The following is an 18,355-nucleotide window of genomic DNA, read 5'->3' as shown; positions in this document are numbered from 1 at the left end:
CAGAATCTGTTTTAAAATTAAGTTATGACAGAATTATAGCAATTGTCTAACTAATATTCATGTCTTTTAATTCGTAATGTTTGTAGTAGAAACTCGCACGCTGTCGAAACTCAATATTCGATAAGGGGTGTGTAGCGGAATGGAATTTACTCTAACTCGCGAAAAACAAATGATTAAAGAAATGGTACGTGACTTTGCTGAAAAGGAAATCGCACCGAAAGCTGTGTATTATGACAAAACTGGGGAATTTCCATATGAAACATTTCAAAAAATGGGCGAACTAGGATTATTAGGCATCCCATTCCCTGAAGAGTATGGAGGTTCAGGTGGCGATACTGTATCGTACGCGTTAGCAGTTGAAGAAATTGGTCGTGCTTGTGGTGGGACAGGATTAAGTTACGCTGCAACAATTTCATTAGGTGCTTCTCCAATTTATTATTTCGGTACAGAAGAACAAAAACAGAAATATTTAGTTCCAATGGCGTCAGGTAAAACATTAGGTGCTTTCGGATTAACTGAGCCGAACGCTGGATCTGATGCAGGCGGCACACAAACGAAAGCTGTATTAGATGGAGATGAATATGTTATTAGTGGTGAAAAGTGTTGGATTACAAATGCAGAGTATGCAAATACAATTATTGTAACCGCTATCAATGGTGTTGAAGATAATGGTAGAAAACGTATTTCGGCATTTATCGTACCGACTACAAGTGAAGGATTAACGATCTCAAGTCCTTACGATAAGATGGGTGTTCGTGCTTCTAATACATGTGAAATCGTACTTGATGGTGTACGTGTACCGAAAGAAAATATTCTTGGTGATGTAAATAAAGGATTTAAACAATTCTTATATACACTTGATGGAGGACGTATTTCAATCGCAGCATTAGCAGTAGGTATTGCGCAATCTGCATTTGAACGTGCACTGCAATATGCGAAAGAACGTCAACAATTTGGAAAGTCAATTTCTAATTTCCAAGCGATTCAATTTAAATTAGCTGATATGGCGACTGAAGTAGAGCTAGCGCGTAATTTAGTACATAAAGCAGCTTGGTTAAAAGATAACGATAAACCTTTTGGTAAAGAAGCGGCTATGGCAAAACTTTTCGCATCTGAAGCTGCTAGTCGTATTGCAAATCAAGCGGTACAAATTCACGGTGGATACGGCTATATGCGTGAATATGAAGTGGAACGACATATTCGTGATGCAAAACTATTAGAAATTGGTGAAGGAACTTCTGAAATTCAACGTCTCGTAATTGCAAGACATTTAGGATGTAGATAAAAAGGAGGAATCACTATGTTTCAAAAAATATTAATTGCTAATCGCGGGGAAATCGCAGTTCGTATTATGAAAACTTGTCAAAAACTTGGCATTCGTACAGTTGCTATTTATTCTGAGGCTGATGAAAATGCCCTACATGTAAAAATGGCAAATGAAGCTTACTTAGTAGGTGGCCCTCGTGTCCAAGAAAGTTATTTAAACCTTGAAAAAATTATTGAAATTGCTAAGAAGACAAATGCTGAAGCAATCCATCCGGGATATGGATTATTATCAGAGAATCCGTCTTTTCCAGTACGCTGTAGAGAGGAAGGAATCGTATTTATAGGTCCATCAGAAGAAATCATTACGAAGATGGGAAGTAAAATCGAATCACGTATTGCAATGCAAGCTGCAGATGTCCCAGTAGTTCCAGGTATTACTTCAAATATTGAAACAGCTGAAGAAGCAATTGAAATTGCTAAACAAATTGGTTATCCATTAATGCTGAAGGCATCCGCAGGCGGCGGAGGCATTGGAATGCAGTTGATGGAAACTGAGCAAACGCTCACCAAAGCATTTGAAAGTAACAAAACAAGAGCACAAAACTTCTTCGGTAACGGAGAAATGTATTTAGAGCGCTATATAGCGGATGCACATCATATTGAAATTCAGCTTTTAGCAGATACACATGGTAACACAGTGTATTTATGGGAGCGTGAATGTTCAGTACAACGCCGAAATCAGAAAGTGATTGAAGAAGCACCCTCACCATTTTTAGATGAAGGTACACGAAAAGCGATGGGTGAAGTTGCTGTACAAGCTGCCAAAGCTCTAGGATATACAAATGCTGGTACAGTTGAGTTTCTAGTTGATGATCAGAAGAACTTCTATTTCTTAGAGATGAATACGAGATTACAAGTAGAGCATCCAGTTACAGAAGAAATTACTGGTTTAGATCTTGTAGAACAACAACTTCTAATTGCACACGGTGAGAAACTATCATTTACACAAGATGATGTAAAACGTAGTGGTCATGCCATTGAGGCGCGTATTTATGCAGAAGACCCGAAAACTTTCTTCCCATCACCTGGGAAAATTACAGGTTTAACGCTTCCAATAAATGTACGCATTGATCACTTTTTGGAGAATCAAGTAACGATTACACCTTTCTATGATCCAATGATTGCAAAAGTCATTGCTCATGGTGAAACTCGTGAAGAAGCAATTTCAAAATTACATGATGCTTTAGAAGAATTAAAGGTAGAAGGTATTAAAACGAACACGCCAATGTTACTTCAAGTATTGGAAGACGATGTGTTCAAAAGTGGTATTTATACAACGGGTTTTGTAACGAAACAACTTGTTAAAAAATAAGATTTAACAACATTAAGGGGGAAAAAATGATGACGAAAGTATATGCATCGATGGCAGGAAATGTATGGAAGATTGTTGTAGGAGTAGGAGATACAGTAGAGGAAGAGCAGGATGTCGTCATTTTGGAATCTATGAAAATGGAAATTCCAATCGTTTCAGAAGAAGCTGGCACAGTTATGAAAATTAATGTGCAAGAAGGCGATTTTGTAAATGAAGGAGATGTATTACTAGAAATTGAATAGGGAGATATAGGGGGAAGCGAATTGAAACTACCTAATTTTGCTGTCATTAAGGAAGTCGGGCCACGTGATGGCTTACAAAATGAAAAAAAGATTGTTGGCACAAAAGATAAAGTAAAATGGATTCAACTACTTACAGAAGCGGGATTGTCGTACGTTGAAGTTTCCTCATTCGTTCACCCTAAATGGGTCCCTGCATTAGCAGATGCAAATGATGTGTTTTCTGAGCTAAAAAGGGATCCAAATGTTACTTATGCAGCGCTTGTTCCAAATCAAAATGGTTTGGAACGAGCTTTTTTGCAAAATGTAGATGAGGTGAATGTTTTTTTATCAGCAAGTGAATCTCATAATAAAAGTAATATTAATAAATCAATTAAAGAAGCCTTAGTTGTAATTGAAGATATAACAAAACAGGCATTATTCGAAGGGAAAAAGGTAAGAGGCTATGTTTCTACTGTATTTGGCTGTCCTTATGAAGGAGATATAAGTGCCACGGCAGTTGACGAATTATGTAATCAACTATTTTCATATGGCATTTATGAAGTCTCATTAGGGGATACGATTGGTGTAGCGAATCCGTTACAAGTAGAGCAAGTATTAGAACATTTATTAAAGAAATATGATGCCTCGCAGTTTGCAATGCACTTCCATAATACGTATGGAATGGCTCTGGCGAATGTAGTTAAGTCATTAGAATATGGTATTACAACGTATGATAGCTCTTGTGGTGGTCTTGGGGGCTGTCCATATGCACCGGGAGCATCAGGCAATGTTGCAACTGATGACTTAGTTCATATGCTCCATAAGTTAGGGGTCCAAACGAATATTGATGAAGAGAAGTTATTGAGAGCGAGTCAATTTATTCAAAGTAAATTAAATATCCAATTACCGAGTCATGTGTATAGAGCGCTTCAACATAAAACGATAAGTAGGTGAGAAGATGCTACAATTACAAAATATTTCAGTTGATTATGTAACTCCTCAAGTTGTAAAGATTTCATTAAATCGTGAAAGACAAGCAAACTCATTATCTTTAGCGTTATTAGAAGAGTTACAAAACTTATTAACTCAAATAAATGAAGAGTCAAATATTCGTGTAGTTATTCTAACAGGTGCTGGTGAAAAAGCGTTTTGTGCTGGTGCTGATTTAAAAGAACGTGCTGGCATGAATGAAGAACAAGTTCGTCATGCTGTTAGTATGATTCGTTCTACTATGGAAATGGTTGAACAATTACCACAGCCAGTTATTGCTGCTATAAATGGAATCGCACTTGGTGGTGGTACGGAATTAAGTTTAGCTTGCGATTTTAGAATTGCTTCAGGCACTGCAAGTCTTGGTCTTACTGAAACTACACTTGCAATTATACCAGGAGCAGGTGGTACGCAGCGTTTGCCAAGATTAATTGGTGTTGGTAGAGCAAAAGAATTAATTTATACAGGAAGACGTATTTCGGCGCAAGAAGCAAAAGAATATGGTCTAGTAGAATTTGTTGTACCAGCTCATTTACTTGAAGAGAAGGCGATTGAAATAGCAGAGAAAATTGCTAGTAATGGTCCAATCGCTGTTCGATTAGCAAAAGAAGCAATTTCAAACGGTATTCAAGCTGATTTACATACCGGATTACAAATGGAAAAACAAGCGTATGAAGGTGTAATCCATACGAAAGATAGATTAGAAGGATTACAAGCATTCAAAGAAAAACGCACACCAATGTATAAGGGGGAGTAAATATGTTAGACCAAAAACACCAATCGAATACATTTGAAGAACGAGTTGAAACGATTAAACAAGGCGGCGCATCAAAATATCATGAACAAAACAAAGCAAAAGGAAAACTATTCGTTCGAGATCGCTTAGCTCTTTTATTTGATAATGGTGAATATGTAGAAGATGCATTATTTGCCAATTGTGAACAAACAGGATTACCTGCTGATGGTGTTATTACGGCAACAGGTAAAATACATGGTCGTACTGCATGCGTAATGGCAAATGATTCAACAGTAAAGGCTGGATCATGGGGTGCACGTACAGTTGAAAAGATTTTACGTATTCAAGAAACGGCAGAAAAATTACGTGTTCCGTTATTTTATTTAGTTGACTCTGCTGGAGCGCGTATTACTGATCAAGTTGAAATGTTCCCAGGGCGCCGCGGTGCAGGAAGAATCTTCTATAATCAAGTGAAATTATCAGGTAAAGTTCCGCAAGTATGTTTATTATTTGGACCTTCGGCAGCTGGTGGCGCATATATTCCAGCCTTCTGTGACGTTGTCATGATGGTTGAAGGAAATGCATCTATGTATTTAGGATCTCCTCGTATGGCTGAGATGGTTATCGGTGAGAAGGTAACGTTAGAAGAGATGGGCGGAGCTCGTATGCATTGCTCTGTATCAGGATGCGGAGATGTTTTATGTAAAACAGAAGAAGATGCAATAACGCAAGCAAGACAATACATTTCATATTTTCCAAACAACTACTTAGAAAAGACTCCATTGGTTACACCTCAAGAACCGAAACAATTCGATAAAACGTTAGAACAAATCATTCCAGAAAACCAAAATGCTCCTTTCAATATGAAAGATCTCATTAATAGAGTTATTGATGAAGGTTCTTTCTATGAAGTGAAAAAGTTATTTGCTCAAGAACTCATTACAGGTTTAGCACGTATTGATGGTAAGCCAGTTGGTATTATTGCAAATCAACCGCGTATGAAAGGCGGCGTATTATTCCACGATTCAGCTGATAAAGCAGCGAAGTTTATTAATTTATGCGATGCCTATCATATTCCATTATTATTCCTTGCAGATGTACCTGGATTTATGATTGGTACAAAAGTAGAGCGTGCTGGTATTATTCGCCACGGTGCAAAAATGATCTCTGCAATGAGTGAAGCAACTGTACCGAAAATTTCTATCGTTGTTCGTAAAGCGTATGGTGCTGGTTTATATGCAATGGCAGGCCCAGCCTTTGAACCAGATTGTTGCCTTGCATTACCGACAGCTTCTATTGCGGTAATGGGTCCAGAAGCCGCGGTCAATGCTGTATATGCAAATAAGATTGCAGCTTTACCAGAAGAAGAGCGTGATAGCTTCATTGCTGAAAAACGCGAAGAGTATAAGAAAGATATTGATATTTACCATTTAGCATCAGAGATGGTCATTGATGGTATTGTTCATCCAAACAATTTAAGAGAAGAGTTAAAAGGACGATTCGAAATGTACATGAGTAAATATCAAGTATTTACGGATCGTAAACATCCTGTTTATCCAGTTTAAAAGCCCTATTTAGGGCTTTCTTGCTCAAAAGTCAAGGAGGGGAAAACATTGAAACAAGCAGTTTGGTTTCCAACAGAAGAGTATAAAGAAAAAACGCGTTTATATGGTTGGATGAAATCATTGGGCTATGAAGATTATGAAACGTTTTATAATAAATCTATTGAAGAAACAGCTTGGTTTTGGAGAGAAGCTGAGAAAGCGGTTGGCTATCAATGGATGAAACCTTATACAGACGTGCTAGATTTAGAAAACGGTACGCCGTTTGCACAGTGGTATAATGGCGGAACATGTAACGTTGTAGAGTCAGTTTTATCACGCTGGCTTGCAGATGATGAAACAAGAATGCAACCAGCACTTCAGTATGAGGGGGAAAATGGAACTTCAAAATCATTTACATATGAAGAACTTGACAGCTGGGTAAGTCGCGTTGCAAACGGTTTGAGACATGCGGGTATTGAAAAAGGTGACCGTGTAACAATTTATATGCCGATGATTCCAGAAACAGTTGTTGCAATGCTGGCTGTTATGAAAATCGGAGCAATTATTTCACCAATATTCTCAGGATTTGCGTCTGATGCAGTCATGACACGTGTGCAAGCGGCAGGATCAAAAATGATTATTACTGCAGATGGTTTTTCACGCCGTGGTAAAGTTGTTTCATTAAAAGATGAAGTAGATAAAGCTTGTGAGCATTGTCCAACTGTTGAAAAAGTCGTTATCGTGCGTCACGCAGGAAATGAATTTACACCGCATAATTATGATTTCTCATGGAGTACCTTAGAAAAAGAAAAGCCATGTGTACATGCTGAAGAAATGCATAGTGATGATCCGTTAATGCTCATTTATACATCAGGTACAACTGGAAAACCGAAAGGGACAGTACACACTCATGCTGGATTTCCTTTGAAAGCTGCTTTTGATGCAGGGTTCGGAATGAATATAAAACAAGGTGACCGCGTATTATGGGTAACTGATATGGGCTGGATGATGGGACCATTTTTACTATTCGGCTCACTCATTAATGGAGCGACGATGGTTATGTATGAAGGTGTTCCGGATTTCCCAAAAGCAGATCGTTTATGGGAGACAGTTGATAAATATGAAATTACACATCTTGGTATATCACCAACATTAATTCGTGCGTTAATGGCGAAAGGTGATGAGTATGTAAATAAACATTCGCTTAAGAGTTTAGAAGTATTCGCATCAACAGGTGAACCTTGGAATCCAGATCCTTGGATGTGGCTATTTGAAACAGTTGGAAAAAGTAATGTGCCGATTTGTAACTATTCAGGCGGAACTGAAATTTCTGGTGGGATTTTCGGAAACGTCCTTATTAAACCAATTGCACCGATAAGCTTTAACGCTTCTTTACCAGGAATGGCAGCGGTTGTGCTCGATGATCAAGGTAATCCAATTCGTGATGAAGTTGGAGAATTATGTTTAGAGAAACCTTGGGTTGGTATGACGAAAAGTTTCTGGGAGGACGATGAGCGTTATGTGAACACATATTGGTCACGTTTTGAAAATAAATGGGTTCATGGTGACTGGGTTATTTATGATGGTGAGCAGTATATTATTACAGGACGCTCAGATGATACGTTAAACATTGCTGGGAAACGTATTGGACCTGCTGAATATGAATCAATTCTTGTAAAGCATATTGACGTCATAGAAGCTGCCGCGATTGGTGTACCTGATGAAGTAAAAGGTGAAGTTTGTCATTGTTTTGTAGTATTAAGGGACAATGTAACATTCACAGTAGAGTTAAAGAAGGAATTAATGAGTTTAGTAAACTCTCATATTGGAAAAGCATTATGTCCAAAAGATATTCACGTTGTAGAAGATTTACCGAAAACACGTAATTCTAAAGTAATGCGACGCGTCATTAAAGCTGCTTACTTAGGAAAAGAATTAGGTGATTTATCATCACTTGTAAACCCTGAAGTAGTTCCGTTTATTGAGGGGTTACAGTCTAGCAAATTATAAGATATAAAGTATGTATAATATGAACTGGCCTCTAATTGTTAGAGGTCAGTTTTTATTTTTTCTTGCATTATAATTAATGATAAAAAGAAGATTTATAATAGTTGTATATATTTTTGTATGGATAATGAATATACTTCATTTATTTAAAATGAAAATTCACATAGCAATACAAGTGTTTTTATGTGCATTGGATCGCTTAGGACGAGTGTTTGTTTTTGGATTTCTATGTATTTACCTAGTACATTTATAAGCTCGTAGACATACTTTATTAATAGAAAGAGTTTGGAGGTGAGATTGTGATTTATAGATCTAGTAACTATAGAAAAAAGTGTACATGTAAACCAAATGATTGTTGGCATGTATTTGAAGAGTGTAAAAAAGAACATGAAGAGCAAAATAAGCCATGTGACTGTTGCTGTGTACCGGGAATTAGAGATGAATTAAAAAAATTAGTAAACAGAGCGGCGCGCATTACGACAGTAGGGAATAATTATGAGGGAACAGTTTATTCAGTAACTTGTGATGTTGTAAAGCTTGCTAATAGTGCTGGGGTAGTTACAGTAATAATATCCGTTTGTAATATTGAAGCGATTGAACCATTGTTGACCTAGGGAAAGTATAATTATGCTTTTTTGTAAAGCCATTCATTAGAATGGCTTTATTTTAATTTCATATAAAAGGAGAATATATTCTTTATATAGAAATAAGTTCGAGGCTATAAAGTATGATGTACGAAAGGAGCATGAAAGTGATAAAACTAGAAACCTTTAAAAAGTCTGATTTCAAACAATTAATAAATTGGATTGATTCTGAAGAATTTTTAATACAGTGGTCAGGAAATTCATTTACATATCCTTTAAATGAACAGCAACTAGAAAAATATATAGAAAGCACAAATACACTTGCATTTAAAGTAATAGATGAAGAGACTAAAGAAGTAGTTGGTCATATTTCACTTGGGCAAATAGACAATATAAATAAGTCTGCAAGGATTGGAAAAGTACTAGTGGGTGATACGAAAATGCGAGGACGTTCTATAGGGAAACATATGATGAAAGCAGTACTACAAGGTGCATTTGAAGAATTAAAACTACATAGAATAACTCTTGGCGTTTATGATTTTAATACGTCGGCCATTTCATGTTATGAAAAAATAGGATTTGTAAAAGAAGGTTTATTACGCGAGTCAAAAAAAGTAGGGGAAACGTACTGGAATTTATGGGAAATGAGTATGTTAGAATATGAATGGAGCGATAAAAAACAATAGTTTTTTATAATTATGTTATGTTAATTAAAAGGGGTATGGTGTGGAAGTTATGAATAAAAAAACTAAAGTAATTTCGGTTGCAGCTGTTTCAGGAGGAGGTAAAACAACTGTTACAGAAAGATTAACTCAAAAGCTAACAAATTCAAAAGCACTATATTTTGATAGCTATCACTTTGAAAACTGTCCTGCAGATATTTGTAAATGGATTGATGATGGAGCAAATTATGATGAATGGGTACTTACGCCATTAATTCATGATATTCAGCAGCTTATACGAGATGGAAATGTAGATTATATTATTGTAGATTATCCTTTTGCATACTTAAATAGTGAAATGCGAGAATTTATTGATGTAACTATATTTATCGATACGCCTTTAGATATTGCGATGGCTAGAAGAATCTTGCGAGATTTTAAAGAAGATACAATAGATGAAATACATAATGATTTGAAACATTATATGACATTTGCGAGAAAAGCATATTTAGAGGCAATCCATACTGTTAAGCCGAATTCGGATATTGTATTGGATGGCTCTTTATCTGTAAGTGAAATAATGAATCATGCTGTAGAGGAACTTGGCCGAAGAGAAGTGATTGTCAATGATTAAATGCATAGAGGAATATGTACAAGTTGATGATTTTAAAATGTATACGAAAAAGTTCCAAGGAAAGAAGCTACAGCCAGTTATTATAATGGAGGCAGGTTATGGCGATTATTCAAAGACATGGGACCATATTGCTGAAGAGTTGACGGAATATGGGACGGTCCTTACATATGATCGAGCGGGATTAGGGAAAAGTGGGAAGAGTTCTAAGAGGCGTATTAGTTCTGAAATGGTAAAGGATTTAAGGTGTTGCTTGGAGCAAATACAATTGAAACCACCTTATATTTTTGTAGGGCATTCTTTTGGCGGTATAAATGCACGTTTATTTGCGACTTTTTATCCCGAAGATATGTTGGGAATCATTTTGATGGATTCGACACCAGAAAATTATAAAGAAGCATTTTTACCAATCATGTCTACTGAATTTCAAGAAGCTTACTATAAACAGTTTGTATATGAAAGTTCATATGAAGAGTTTACATTTAGTTTAAGTGAAGTAGATAGATATTGTAAATCAATGAATGATATTCCACTTGTCGTGTTAGCTGCGGGTAAAAAAGCTTTTTATTCGCCAGATGCACAAATCAAATGGTTACAATTGCAAGAAGAATTATTACGATTATCAAGCAATAATAAATTTGTAATTGCAAAACAAAGCGGTCACTATATTCAAAAAGATGAGACATATTATGTGATAGATGCTATTAAGTGGATTGTTGAGGTAGGGGAGAGATAAATATGTACACTTCATTTCAATACAATTGGCAAGTAAGAGATGATTGGTTTAAGTGGTGTGAACAACTTTCAGAGGAAGAATTGCTCCGCAAGCGTGTAGGTGGTGTAGGGAGTATTTTAGAAACTTTATTCCATATTGTTGATGTTGAATACAGCTGGATTAGCGCACTTCAAGGACAAGAAGATAATGAACCGCAGTTTCAAGATTATCAATCAATCCAAAAAGTGAAAGCGTTATCTGATTTATATAAACGAGAATTAGAAGATTTTTTACAAGCATGGTCAGCTAACTTAGAATATAAAATATTAACAGCTTCGTGGACAGATAAAACATATACGTACGGTGAAGTGTTAAGACATGTAATTGTACATGAAATCCATCACATGGGTCAGCTATCTATATGGGCGAGAGAGCTCAATATTCAGCCTGTTTCAGCGAATTTAATTGGAAGAGGACTATAGTTTTAAAAAAACGACTTGTACTGTAAATGCAAGCCGTTTTTATATGTAAAAAGATTTCCTAATTGAAATCCTCGGATTTTTTCTGACGTATATGTAAAAACATTAAAATTGTAATAATGGAGAAAATCAACAATGTTTGTATGATTAAATTTTTAAACTGAAGCAAAACTGTCCAAGATGTAACAGCATCTTTAAAAGCTTGGAGTGCAGAGTACGAGGATGGATCAAAACCGTACTGTAGTAGCTTTTTTGTTTCAATAAAGGTACTGTTTTCTTCATTTGAGTCTAATATTACAGAAATAAGTCTAGTATCTCCTCGATGTGCTGTACTTACAAAACTATAATTACCATTAGTTGAAAAACTAGTTTGTAAGCCGTCAACACCTTGGAGATTAATGTTTTTATTAAGGGAATAAATCATTTTATTTGTGTTGAAAACTTTTGAATCTTTGAAGGTAAATTGGTAAGAGGTTAGCTTCGTAATATTCAATACATCTGGAAAGTCTTTTACTAATTGTGTCGCTAGTTTCGCTACATCTATCGCTGTTGTATTGGATTGTTTATTTGTATCGTTATCCATACCAGTAGCATTTAGAAACGGGGATGGTTGTGATAACTTTAGTTGTTTTGCTTTTTCATTCATTAAAAGTGTAAAGTTATCTTCGTTTCCAGCAATGTGTTCTGCAAGAGCAAGTGCGGAACGATTATTCCCTGTCAAAAACAATGCATGAAGTAAATCACGAACTGTCGTTTTATCTTTCGAAGTTACTTGTATAGGACTCGTTTCTGCTCGGAAAACTTCATTACTTATTTTTACTAATTCATCTAATTGTATTTTTCCTTCATTCAGTTGTTCCATTGCGATATACTCTGTCATTAATTTAGATAAAGTAGCTGACTGTATAGGAATTTCTTCATTTTTTTTATAAACAACTTCACCTGAATTAGCATCTATTAAAATAGCTGATTTAGCTTGAATAATTGGACCATTTACATAAAGATAAAAATATAAAACGATAAGTGCTGTAATAACAAAAGATAACAATAAAATTGTGAATTTTTTCAAGAATTGCATAAGCGATCCTCCTATTATGACATCGATAATAATATTGTAAAAAGGAATACTTAATTAGGAAGAAAGAAAAGGTAAAGAATTTCTAAAGAATTATAAAGGATTATTAAATTTTGGATGTTAATGGAAAATGAAAGGTCCAATTCCTTATATAGTAAGAAATTGGACCTAAAATTAAGCTGTATTAACATTTATATTGTTGTAGTTTTACAGTGAAAGTGGTTTTTTTATCATCACTATATACTTCAATTGTTCCTTTATGCAATTCAACAATACTTTTTGCAATTGCTAATCCGAGTCCAGATCCACCAGTGTTCGTAGAGCGAGATTTTTCAACGCGATAAAAACGTTCAAAAATATGAGGTAAATCCGTACTAGGAATAGGTTGACCGTAATTTGTTATATCAATTGCAATCATATTATTACTTTCATAAACAGTAATATCAATATACTCACCATCGTTACCGTAAGCGATAGCATTAATAATTAGATTTTCAAATACGCGAACTAATTTGTCTCCATCTGCTAATACCATGAGTTTTTGAGATGGGAAAGAAGGACGACATTCTATATTAGCTTCTTGAAACTGAATGCGGAATTGAACAGTTAATTGTCCAAGTAGCTCTACAATATCAATGGGAACAGAATATAAACTTAACTCTTTATTTTGAACACGTGTATATTCAAACAGGTCATTCATTAATGCGTTAAGACGGGTTACTTTATCGTAAATGACTTGTATATAATGACGTAATTCCACTTCATCTCTATAATTATCATGGTGGATTAAATTTACGTATCCAACTATAGAGGTAAGAGGAGTACGTAAATCATGCGATACATTTGTAATCAATTCACTTTTTGCTTGTTCTGCCTGTCTTTCTTCATCAATCGAAACTTTCAATTGTTCAACAATGTGATTTACCCCGCTTGCTAACTCTTCCAAATAATTATGGTTTACGATAGAAACTTTATGATTGAAATTTCCATTTGCAATATAACGAATCTCTTCTATCATTTTTTTAATACAAGTTTCATAGTAAAGCTTTCTTTCATGACGGTAAAAAATGTATAGGTAGGATGAGAAAATCGAAAATAAAAATAAATAAGAGACGATCATCATCCAAAGAGATTCCTTTATTCCTTTATATTTTTCATAACCAAAAATTCTTATGAATTCTTTGCCGAGTTCGCTTAACGTAAGTGAACTTTCAATTACACTTGTAACGAGGCGATATACAATTAATTCAGTAATAGGGGTAAGGGTGATGGCTAACATGAACCAAAAAATCAACTTCCATTTTGGGATATCTTTTAATATATCAAATGCTTCATTTCTCAATTTTATAGCCTACTCCCCAAACCGTATGAATAAACTTTTCTCCATTCATACCTGTTTCAAGTTTATCCCGTAAATTACTAATGTGGACCATTACAGTTTTATTTGAACCATAACCATCTTCATTCCAAACGCGTTCAAAAATTTCTTCGGAACTAAATACTCTTCCCGTATTACTCGCAAGTAAATGTAAAATATCAAATTCAATAGATGTAAGTTTAATATACTCTCCATTTACTTTAACAGTATGATTATGTTTGTGAATTTCAGCAGAACGAATATGAATAATACCATCTTCATTCTTTTGAGAAGTGCTATTTTGGAAAGATGATCTTCGTAGTAAAGCTTTCACTCTAGCTACTAATTCTAATGGATTGAATGGTTTAATCATATAATCATCGGCACCTGTCATAAGACCTAATATTTTATCCATATCTTCTGCTTTTGCACTAAGCATAAGAATAGGTACAGTATTATTCTCACGAACTTCCTGGCAAACTTCTAATCCATTTCGTTTTGGCATCATTATATCTAGAACCATAAGGTCAACTTCATAGGTAGAAATCATTTGTAATGCCTCATCGCCATCATATGCTTTATAAATGTTATAACCCTCATTTCGTAAATAAACAGCAAGTAACTCAACAATTTCTTTATCATCATCAATAATTAATATGTTTTTATTCATTATGTAGTTCCTTTCCTTACAAATCATTAACATTACTATAATATCAAACATTTATGTATTTTGTAGCAATGATTCCACATAAAATTTCATGTAACGTATAAAAAAGGGATTAAAACATTCATAACGAATACAGAGAAGAAAGATATTTAAATAATGTATTATGCTGAAAGTGAGGAATAAGGGGGACTTGCTATGTTATATAAGGATATCTATTCATTTACTCTAACTGGAAAAATTGAAAATGATATAAAAGCTTTTCTATTAAAATACAATAAAGAACTTACATATAAACATTCAATTCGGGTGGCAAATGAGTCTCGTAAAATTGCGGTTACTTATAATGTAAATGCAGAAAAGGCAGCAATTGCAGGATATTTACATGATATTAGTGCAATCTTTCCGAATGAAGATCGGATTGTAGTTGCTGAGCAATTTGGAATAGAGATATTACCAGAAGAACGAGAATTCCCACTGATTATTCATCAAAAGTTATCGGAAGTCATTGCAAAAGAGATATTTAAAGTGGAAGATGAAGAGATTTTAAATGCAATATGTTGTCATACTACACTACGTAAACATGCAACGAAAATGGATTTAGTGTTATTTGTTGCTGATAAATTAGAATGGGATCAAAATGGTACACCACCATGTTTAGTAGAAATAAAAAAAGGGTTAAACAAATCTTTAGAACATGCTGCTTTTGCATATATTTCATATTTGTGGGATAGAAAAGACACGTTGAAAGTTTTACATCCATGGCTAGAAGAATCATATTGGCAGTTAAAAGAAATTGTAGAGTAAAAAGGGTATGGGAATGCAATTAAAAGAATATATGAATCAAACATTTCCTGGAGTTACATTAGTACCACATATATACTTTCAGTGGAAACATCATTTGCATTTTCATTTTGGGAAAGGGAAATGTCCAAATGTCGAAAGAACCGAAGATATAAATATGGAATACTTCACTCAACTTTATACATATAATAAATACTTGTTTGAAGATATATTTTCAAAAGAAGATGAAGTGTTTTTAGTAACAAATGTTTATCGATTTAAAAAGGAAAATGTGAAAAATCCGCAGAAAATAAATGTATATAATCGATTTATCCCGCTTTAATGGGCAGTAAGACCCCCACCTCAAAATTCAGCGAAAGTAAAGAAGTTAGGTGGGGAATCAACTGCCCATAAAAGTCCGATTGGTTCAACTAATAATCAGTGGAGGATGAAGAAAACCCCCACTGATTAAAGTTTCACTTTATTAAAAAGAGGGATTTAAAGATCCAAATAAGACTAGAAACATTACCTTTTCTATTTGAAGATGAAGAAGCTGATTTATATAGTACTTATCAATTTTCACTAAAATGTTTTGCCTGCGATATAAAGTATATACCACTTATTCAAGCTGCGAATCATGAAGATTTTCCAGGTCTTTATCCTCGTTTTGGACGCAAAAAAGAGATTTCTTATCCAGATGTATTTCTTATAAATGTAACGAAAGATATTATCATGTTTATATACGATGATAGAGGATGTGAAGTAATTGCGAAGAATAAAGAAACAATACGAAATTTATATGAGAAATATAAAGAGTGGATTCCAGATTATGAACGAGAAGGTATAGATAAAGTATTTACATGATAACAATAGGGGAAGTGAAGCGTGTAATGAAACGTATTGCAATCGTAGCCGCATGGGAACCAGAACTTACGTATTTGCATCAATATTATCCAAGTGAAAGCATTGAAAAAAGAGCAGCTTGGGAATTTCATTTTCATTATATCAATGGACTGGAAATTATCTCCGTAATAACTGGAGTTGGAAAAGTAAGCTGTGCTAGTTGTGTACAATTATTAATTAGTGAGTTTCAGCCAGATGAGTTGTTTATGACAGGTATATGCGGAAGTTTATCAAACAAGGTGAAAAATGGTCATATTGTAGTGGCTCTTAATGCAATACAACACGACGTTACTGCTGCTGGTTCAGGGGAAGATGTTTTTAATTTATATAATGGTAGAACAGCACCTATTGAAACAACAAAGTCACTTGTAAGAAGAATAAAAAAGATACGATCTTATGATCCGATTCATTTCGGTACATTCTTATCTGGAGATCAACGAATCCGTAGTTCAGAAATGAGATATTTACTTCATACTGTATATGGAGCATTGGCGGTTGATCAAGAAGTCGCAGCATTCGCTTATGTATGCCAAATTAATAAAAAACCTTTTCTATGTTTAAAGGCTGCTTCAGATCAAGCAAATGATAAAACGAAAGAGGAACAAAAAATTTATAAAATGTTAGCATGTGAGCGAGCGTGTGAGCATTTAATTGCTTTTTTACGTGTGTATGAGATTAATGTAGTAAATAATAGATAGTAAGAGGGGTTAATATTGGAAAGTACAAATAAAATAGCTATTTTGGGTGCAAACGGAAAAGCCGGAAAATTCCTTGTAAACGAAGCGTTAGAAAAGGGATATCAAGTAAAAATATTAACAAGAAATTCTAATAATATCAAAATAACAAATGAAAATTTAGAGATTATTAATGGAGATGCACGTGATTTTGCTTCAATACGCAAATTACTTAAAGGGTGTCGAGCTGTAATTAATGCGGTAGGTCAACCCAAAAATGAATCTTATATTTTTAGCACAGTAACGAAGCATATTCTAGAAGCAATGAAGGAGTTTGAAATAAAAAGATATATTGTAATTTCTGGAGGTTCTTTAAATGTTACAGGAGATCAAAAGGGAATTGCAAATAAAATAGGGGCTACATTATTTAAAGTTTTTTTATCAAAAATGATGCAAGATAAATATAAAGAATTACAAATTATCCAAAGTAGTGAAGTAGATTGGACAATTGTTAGATTACCATTTGTTATAGAAGGAAATGGTATTGGAAATATAAAAGAGAGTTTAGTTGATATGCCAGGAATCAAAATACAAAATGGGGATATTGCACCGTTTGTTATAAAACAAATTAATAGTGATAGATATGTGGGGAGGTGTCCGTTCATTTCAAATTAAGTGGTATAAAAATTAAAGAATGTTGGGTAGGATGGAACTAGTATATTTTATGTATTTGAATGTTAAGTTTAACACGAGTAAGTGGGGGATAATTTTATATGATTCAATACAAAAGGTGTAGTGAAGTAAGTATAGATTTAGTATATGAAGCATTTAAAGATGGATTTTCAGATTACATTATTAAAATGGAAGTTTCAAAAGGAGATTTTATAAAAAGATTTTTTGGAGCTGAAGGGAATTCACTAAAACATTCCTTTCTTGCTTTAGACGGTAACAAATCTGTTGGTGTAATACTTGGCGGGATAAAGGATTATGAAAACATAAAAACAATGCGCTGTGGAACATTAGCCGTTCATCCTAATTACCGTGGTATTGGTGTGAGTCAAAAGTTATTTGAACTACATAAAGAAGAGGCGCTTCAAAATGAGTGTAAGCAACTTTTCCTTGAAGTCATTGTAGGCAATGACCGAGCGATTCATTTTTATACGAAATTAGGCTATGAAAAAGTGTACGATCTATCTTATTATAATTTAAAAGATTTGACTAGGATAATAACTAAAGATTGTAAGGGAATTGAAGTAAAACAATTAGATTTTCCATCGTTTAAAATTGAAATACAGAAATGGTTGCACTTCCATATAAATTGGCAAAATGATATGGATTATATCGAAAAATCAAATAATACATTTTACGGCGCATATGTCGATAATGATTTAAAGGGTTCTATATGTGTGAATGAACAAGGTAAAATTAGTTTTCTTTTCGTAGACAAAGACTATAGAAATCGTGGTATTGGATCAAAATTATTACAAGTGGCAAGGGCAAGAGAAAACTTAAATGTATCAAGTTTATCAATTGGGTTTCCAAACAACAATTTATTAGAAGGATTTTTAAAGAAAACTGGATTTGAAAAGAACTCATTAGCACAATATGAAATGTATATATTGCTATAAAAAGCGGAAGGAGTTATTCTTTCGCTTTTTATTTTTGTACTATATTGATATTTTACTTTGTACA

The 18,355-nt window shown here is 34.2% G+C and carries 19 protein-coding genes and 2 pseudogenes; 18 read left to right on the top strand and 3 right to left on the bottom strand.

Annotated elements, in window-relative coordinates; genetic code table 11:
- The first annotated feature begins 139 nt into the window (after positions 1-139).
- The 12 genes from ACTFOB_RS02010 (at position 140) to ACTFOB_RS01955 (ending at position 11,210) form a co-directional block, all read left to right on the top strand.
- Positions 140-1,285 (top strand): acyl-CoA dehydrogenase, encoded by a 1,146-nt coding sequence (locus tag ACTFOB_RS02010; RefSeq protein ID WP_151630424.1) that lies wholly within the window; start codon positions 140-142, stop codon positions 1,283-1,285.
- A 15-nt stretch (positions 1,286-1,300) separates the two neighbouring features.
- Positions 1,301-2,638, top strand: a complete 1,338-nt coding sequence (locus tag ACTFOB_RS02005) for an acetyl-CoA carboxylase biotin carboxylase subunit (protein WP_440024222.1) — start codon at positions 1,301-1,303, stop codon at positions 2,636-2,638.
- 26 nt (positions 2,639-2,664) lie between these two features.
- On the top strand, positions 2,665-2,880 hold the full coding sequence (locus ACTFOB_RS02000) for an acetyl-CoA carboxylase biotin carboxyl carrier protein subunit (RefSeq protein WP_001985297.1): 216 nt from the start codon (positions 2,665-2,667) through the stop codon (positions 2,878-2,880).
- 21 nt (positions 2,881-2,901) lie between these two features.
- A complete protein-coding gene (gene mvaB / locus ACTFOB_RS01995) occupies positions 2,902-3,813 on the top strand; it encodes a hydroxymethylglutaryl-CoA lyase (protein WP_440024221.1) in 912 nt (303 codons plus the stop codon).
- Between the two features lie 4 nt (positions 3,814-3,817).
- Positions 3,818-4,606 (top strand): enoyl-CoA hydratase, encoded by a 789-nt coding sequence (locus ACTFOB_RS01990; protein WP_151630427.1) that lies wholly within the window; start codon positions 3,818-3,820, stop codon positions 4,604-4,606.
- Positions 4,607-4,608: 2 nt separating this feature from the next.
- Positions 4,609-6,150: an acyl-CoA carboxylase subunit beta gene (locus ACTFOB_RS01985; protein WP_440024220.1), complete on the top strand. Its 1,542-nt coding sequence runs from the start codon at positions 4,609-4,611 to the stop codon at positions 6,148-6,150.
- Between the two features lie 48 nt (positions 6,151-6,198).
- Positions 6,199-8,139, top strand: coding sequence for an AMP-binding protein (locus ACTFOB_RS01980; RefSeq protein WP_440024219.1), 1,941 nt, complete (start codon positions 6,199-6,201; stop codon positions 8,137-8,139).
- Positions 8,140-8,435: 296 nt separating this feature from the next.
- Positions 8,436-8,750 (top strand): exosporium protein ExsK, encoded by a 315-nt coding sequence (gene exsK, locus ACTFOB_RS01975; RefSeq protein WP_151630430.1) that lies wholly within the window; start codon positions 8,436-8,438, stop codon positions 8,748-8,750.
- 113 nt (positions 8,751-8,863) lie between these two features.
- Complete coding sequence (locus tag ACTFOB_RS01970) at positions 8,864-9,406, top strand: GNAT family N-acetyltransferase (RefSeq protein ID WP_440024218.1); 543 nt, start codon at positions 8,864-8,866, stop codon at positions 9,404-9,406.
- Positions 9,407-9,455: 49 nt separating this feature from the next.
- Complete coding sequence (locus ACTFOB_RS01965) at positions 9,456-10,016, top strand: hypothetical protein (RefSeq protein WP_440024217.1); 561 nt, start codon at positions 9,456-9,458, stop codon at positions 10,014-10,016.
- The gene (locus tag ACTFOB_RS01960) at positions 10,009-10,749 is read left to right on the top strand and encodes an alpha/beta fold hydrolase (RefSeq protein WP_440024216.1); all 741 of its coding nucleotides are present in this window, start codon (positions 10,009-10,011) and stop codon (positions 10,747-10,749) included. The genes ACTFOB_RS01965 and ACTFOB_RS01960 overlap by 8 nt, the downstream gene beginning before the upstream one ends.
- A 2-nt stretch (positions 10,750-10,751) precedes the next feature.
- Positions 10,752-11,210, top strand: coding sequence for a DinB family protein (locus ACTFOB_RS01955; RefSeq protein ID WP_440024215.1), 459 nt, complete (start codon positions 10,752-10,754; stop codon positions 11,208-11,210).
- Positions 11,211-11,268: 58 nt separating this feature from the next.
- Here ACTFOB_RS01955 and ACTFOB_RS01950 read toward each other — a convergent pair whose 3' ends face one another.
- The 3 genes from ACTFOB_RS01950 to ACTFOB_RS01940 form a co-directional block, all read right to left on the bottom strand.
- Positions 11,269-12,285, bottom strand: a complete 1,017-nt coding sequence (locus ACTFOB_RS01950; protein WP_440024214.1) for a D-alanyl-D-alanine carboxypeptidase family protein — start codon at positions 12,283-12,285, stop codon at positions 11,269-11,271.
- 181 nt (positions 12,286-12,466) lie between these two features.
- Positions 12,467-13,624, bottom strand: coding sequence for a sensor histidine kinase (locus ACTFOB_RS01945; protein WP_440024213.1), 1,158 nt, complete (start codon positions 13,622-13,624; stop codon positions 12,467-12,469).
- The gene (locus tag ACTFOB_RS01940; protein ID WP_151630437.1) at positions 13,614-14,309 is read right to left on the bottom strand and encodes a response regulator transcription factor; all 696 of its coding nucleotides are present in this window, start codon (positions 14,307-14,309) and stop codon (positions 13,614-13,616) included. Before ACTFOB_RS01940 ends, ACTFOB_RS01945 begins: the two co-directional genes overlap by 11 nt.
- A gap of 192 nt (positions 14,310-14,501) precedes the next feature.
- Here ACTFOB_RS01940 and yqeK point away from each other — a divergent pair, with 192 nt between their 5' ends.
- The 6 genes and pseudogenes from yqeK (at position 14,502) to ACTFOB_RS01910 (ending at position 18,291) form a co-directional block, all read left to right on the top strand.
- On the top strand, positions 14,502-15,110 hold the full coding sequence (yqeK, locus tag ACTFOB_RS01935) for a bis(5'-nucleosyl)-tetraphosphatase (symmetrical) YqeK (protein WP_440024211.1): 609 nt from the start codon (positions 14,502-14,504) through the stop codon (positions 15,108-15,110).
- 13 nt (positions 15,111-15,123) lie between these two features.
- Positions 15,124-15,411 (top strand): annotated as a pseudogene (locus tag ACTFOB_RS01930) (DUF3885 domain-containing protein); the annotation flags it as partial.
- A gap of 155 nt (positions 15,412-15,566) precedes the next feature.
- A pseudogene (locus ACTFOB_RS01925) lies at positions 15,567-15,950 on the top strand (DUF3885 domain-containing protein); the annotation flags it as partial.
- Positions 15,950-16,687, top strand: a complete 738-nt coding sequence (locus tag ACTFOB_RS01920; RefSeq protein ID WP_440024778.1) for a phosphorylase family protein — start codon at positions 15,950-15,952, stop codon at positions 16,685-16,687. The pseudogene ACTFOB_RS01925 and the gene ACTFOB_RS01920, both read left to right, overlap by 1 nt.
- Before the next feature lie 15 nt (positions 16,688-16,702).
- A complete protein-coding gene (locus ACTFOB_RS01915) occupies positions 16,703-17,338 on the top strand; it encodes an SDR family oxidoreductase (protein ID WP_440024210.1) in 636 nt (211 codons plus the stop codon).
- Positions 17,339-17,436: 98 nt separating this feature from the next.
- Entirely contained in the window at positions 17,437-18,291 is an 855-nt protein-coding gene (locus ACTFOB_RS01910) for a GNAT family N-acetyltransferase (protein ID WP_440024209.1), read from the top strand.
- The last annotated feature ends 64 nt before the right edge of the window (positions 18,292-18,355 follow it).

The organism is Bacillus cereus group sp. MYBK79-1 (assembly GCF_051915365.1).
GTDB lineage: Bacteria > Bacillota > Bacilli > Bacillales > Bacillaceae_G > Bacillus_A.
The sequence above is the reverse complement of the archived record's forward strand: the minus strand, read 5'-3'. Positions and strand labels throughout refer to the sequence as shown.

Excerpts from the sequence above, each read along its gene's own strand:
- ACTFOB_RS01985 (WP_440024220.1), top strand. The coding sequence starts at position 4,609 with ATGTTAGACCAAAAACACCAATCGAATACATTTGAAGAACGAGTTGAA.
- ACTFOB_RS01960 (WP_440024216.1), top strand. The coding sequence starts at position 10,009 with ATGATTAAATGCATAGAGGAATATGTACAAGTTGATGATTTTAAAATG.
- ACTFOB_RS01955 (WP_440024215.1), top strand. The coding sequence starts at position 10,752 with ATGTACACTTCATTTCAATACAATTGGCAAGTAAGAGATGATTGGTTT.
- yqeK (WP_440024211.1), top strand. The coding sequence starts at position 14,502 with ATGTTATATAAGGATATCTATTCATTTACTCTAACTGGAAAAATTGAA.
- ACTFOB_RS01970 (WP_440024218.1), top strand. The coding sequence starts at position 8,864 with ATGATGTACGAAAGGAGCATGAAAGTGATAAAACTAGAAACCTTTAAA.
- ACTFOB_RS02005 (WP_440024222.1), top strand. The coding sequence starts at position 1,301 with ATGTTTCAAAAAATATTAATTGCTAATCGCGGGGAAATCGCAGTTCGT.
- ACTFOB_RS01990 (WP_151630427.1), top strand. The coding sequence starts at position 3,818 with ATGCTACAATTACAAAATATTTCAGTTGATTATGTAACTCCTCAAGTT.
- ACTFOB_RS02010 (WP_151630424.1), top strand. The coding sequence starts at position 140 with ATGGAATTTACTCTAACTCGCGAAAAACAAATGATTAAAGAAATGGTA.
- ACTFOB_RS01950 (WP_440024214.1), bottom strand. The coding sequence starts at position 12,285 with ATGCAATTCTTGAAAAAATTCACAATTTTATTGTTATCTTTTGTTATT.
- ACTFOB_RS02000 (WP_001985297.1), top strand. The coding sequence starts at position 2,665 with ATGATGACGAAAGTATATGCATCGATGGCAGGAAATGTATGGAAGATT.
- ACTFOB_RS01940 (WP_151630437.1), bottom strand. The coding sequence starts at position 14,309 with ATGAATAAAAACATATTAATTATTGATGATGATAAAGAAATTGTTGAG.
- ACTFOB_RS01965 (WP_440024217.1), top strand. The coding sequence starts at position 9,456 with ATGAATAAAAAAACTAAAGTAATTTCGGTTGCAGCTGTTTCAGGAGGA.
- ACTFOB_RS01910 (WP_440024209.1), top strand. The coding sequence starts at position 17,437 with ATGATTCAATACAAAAGGTGTAGTGAAGTAAGTATAGATTTAGTATAT.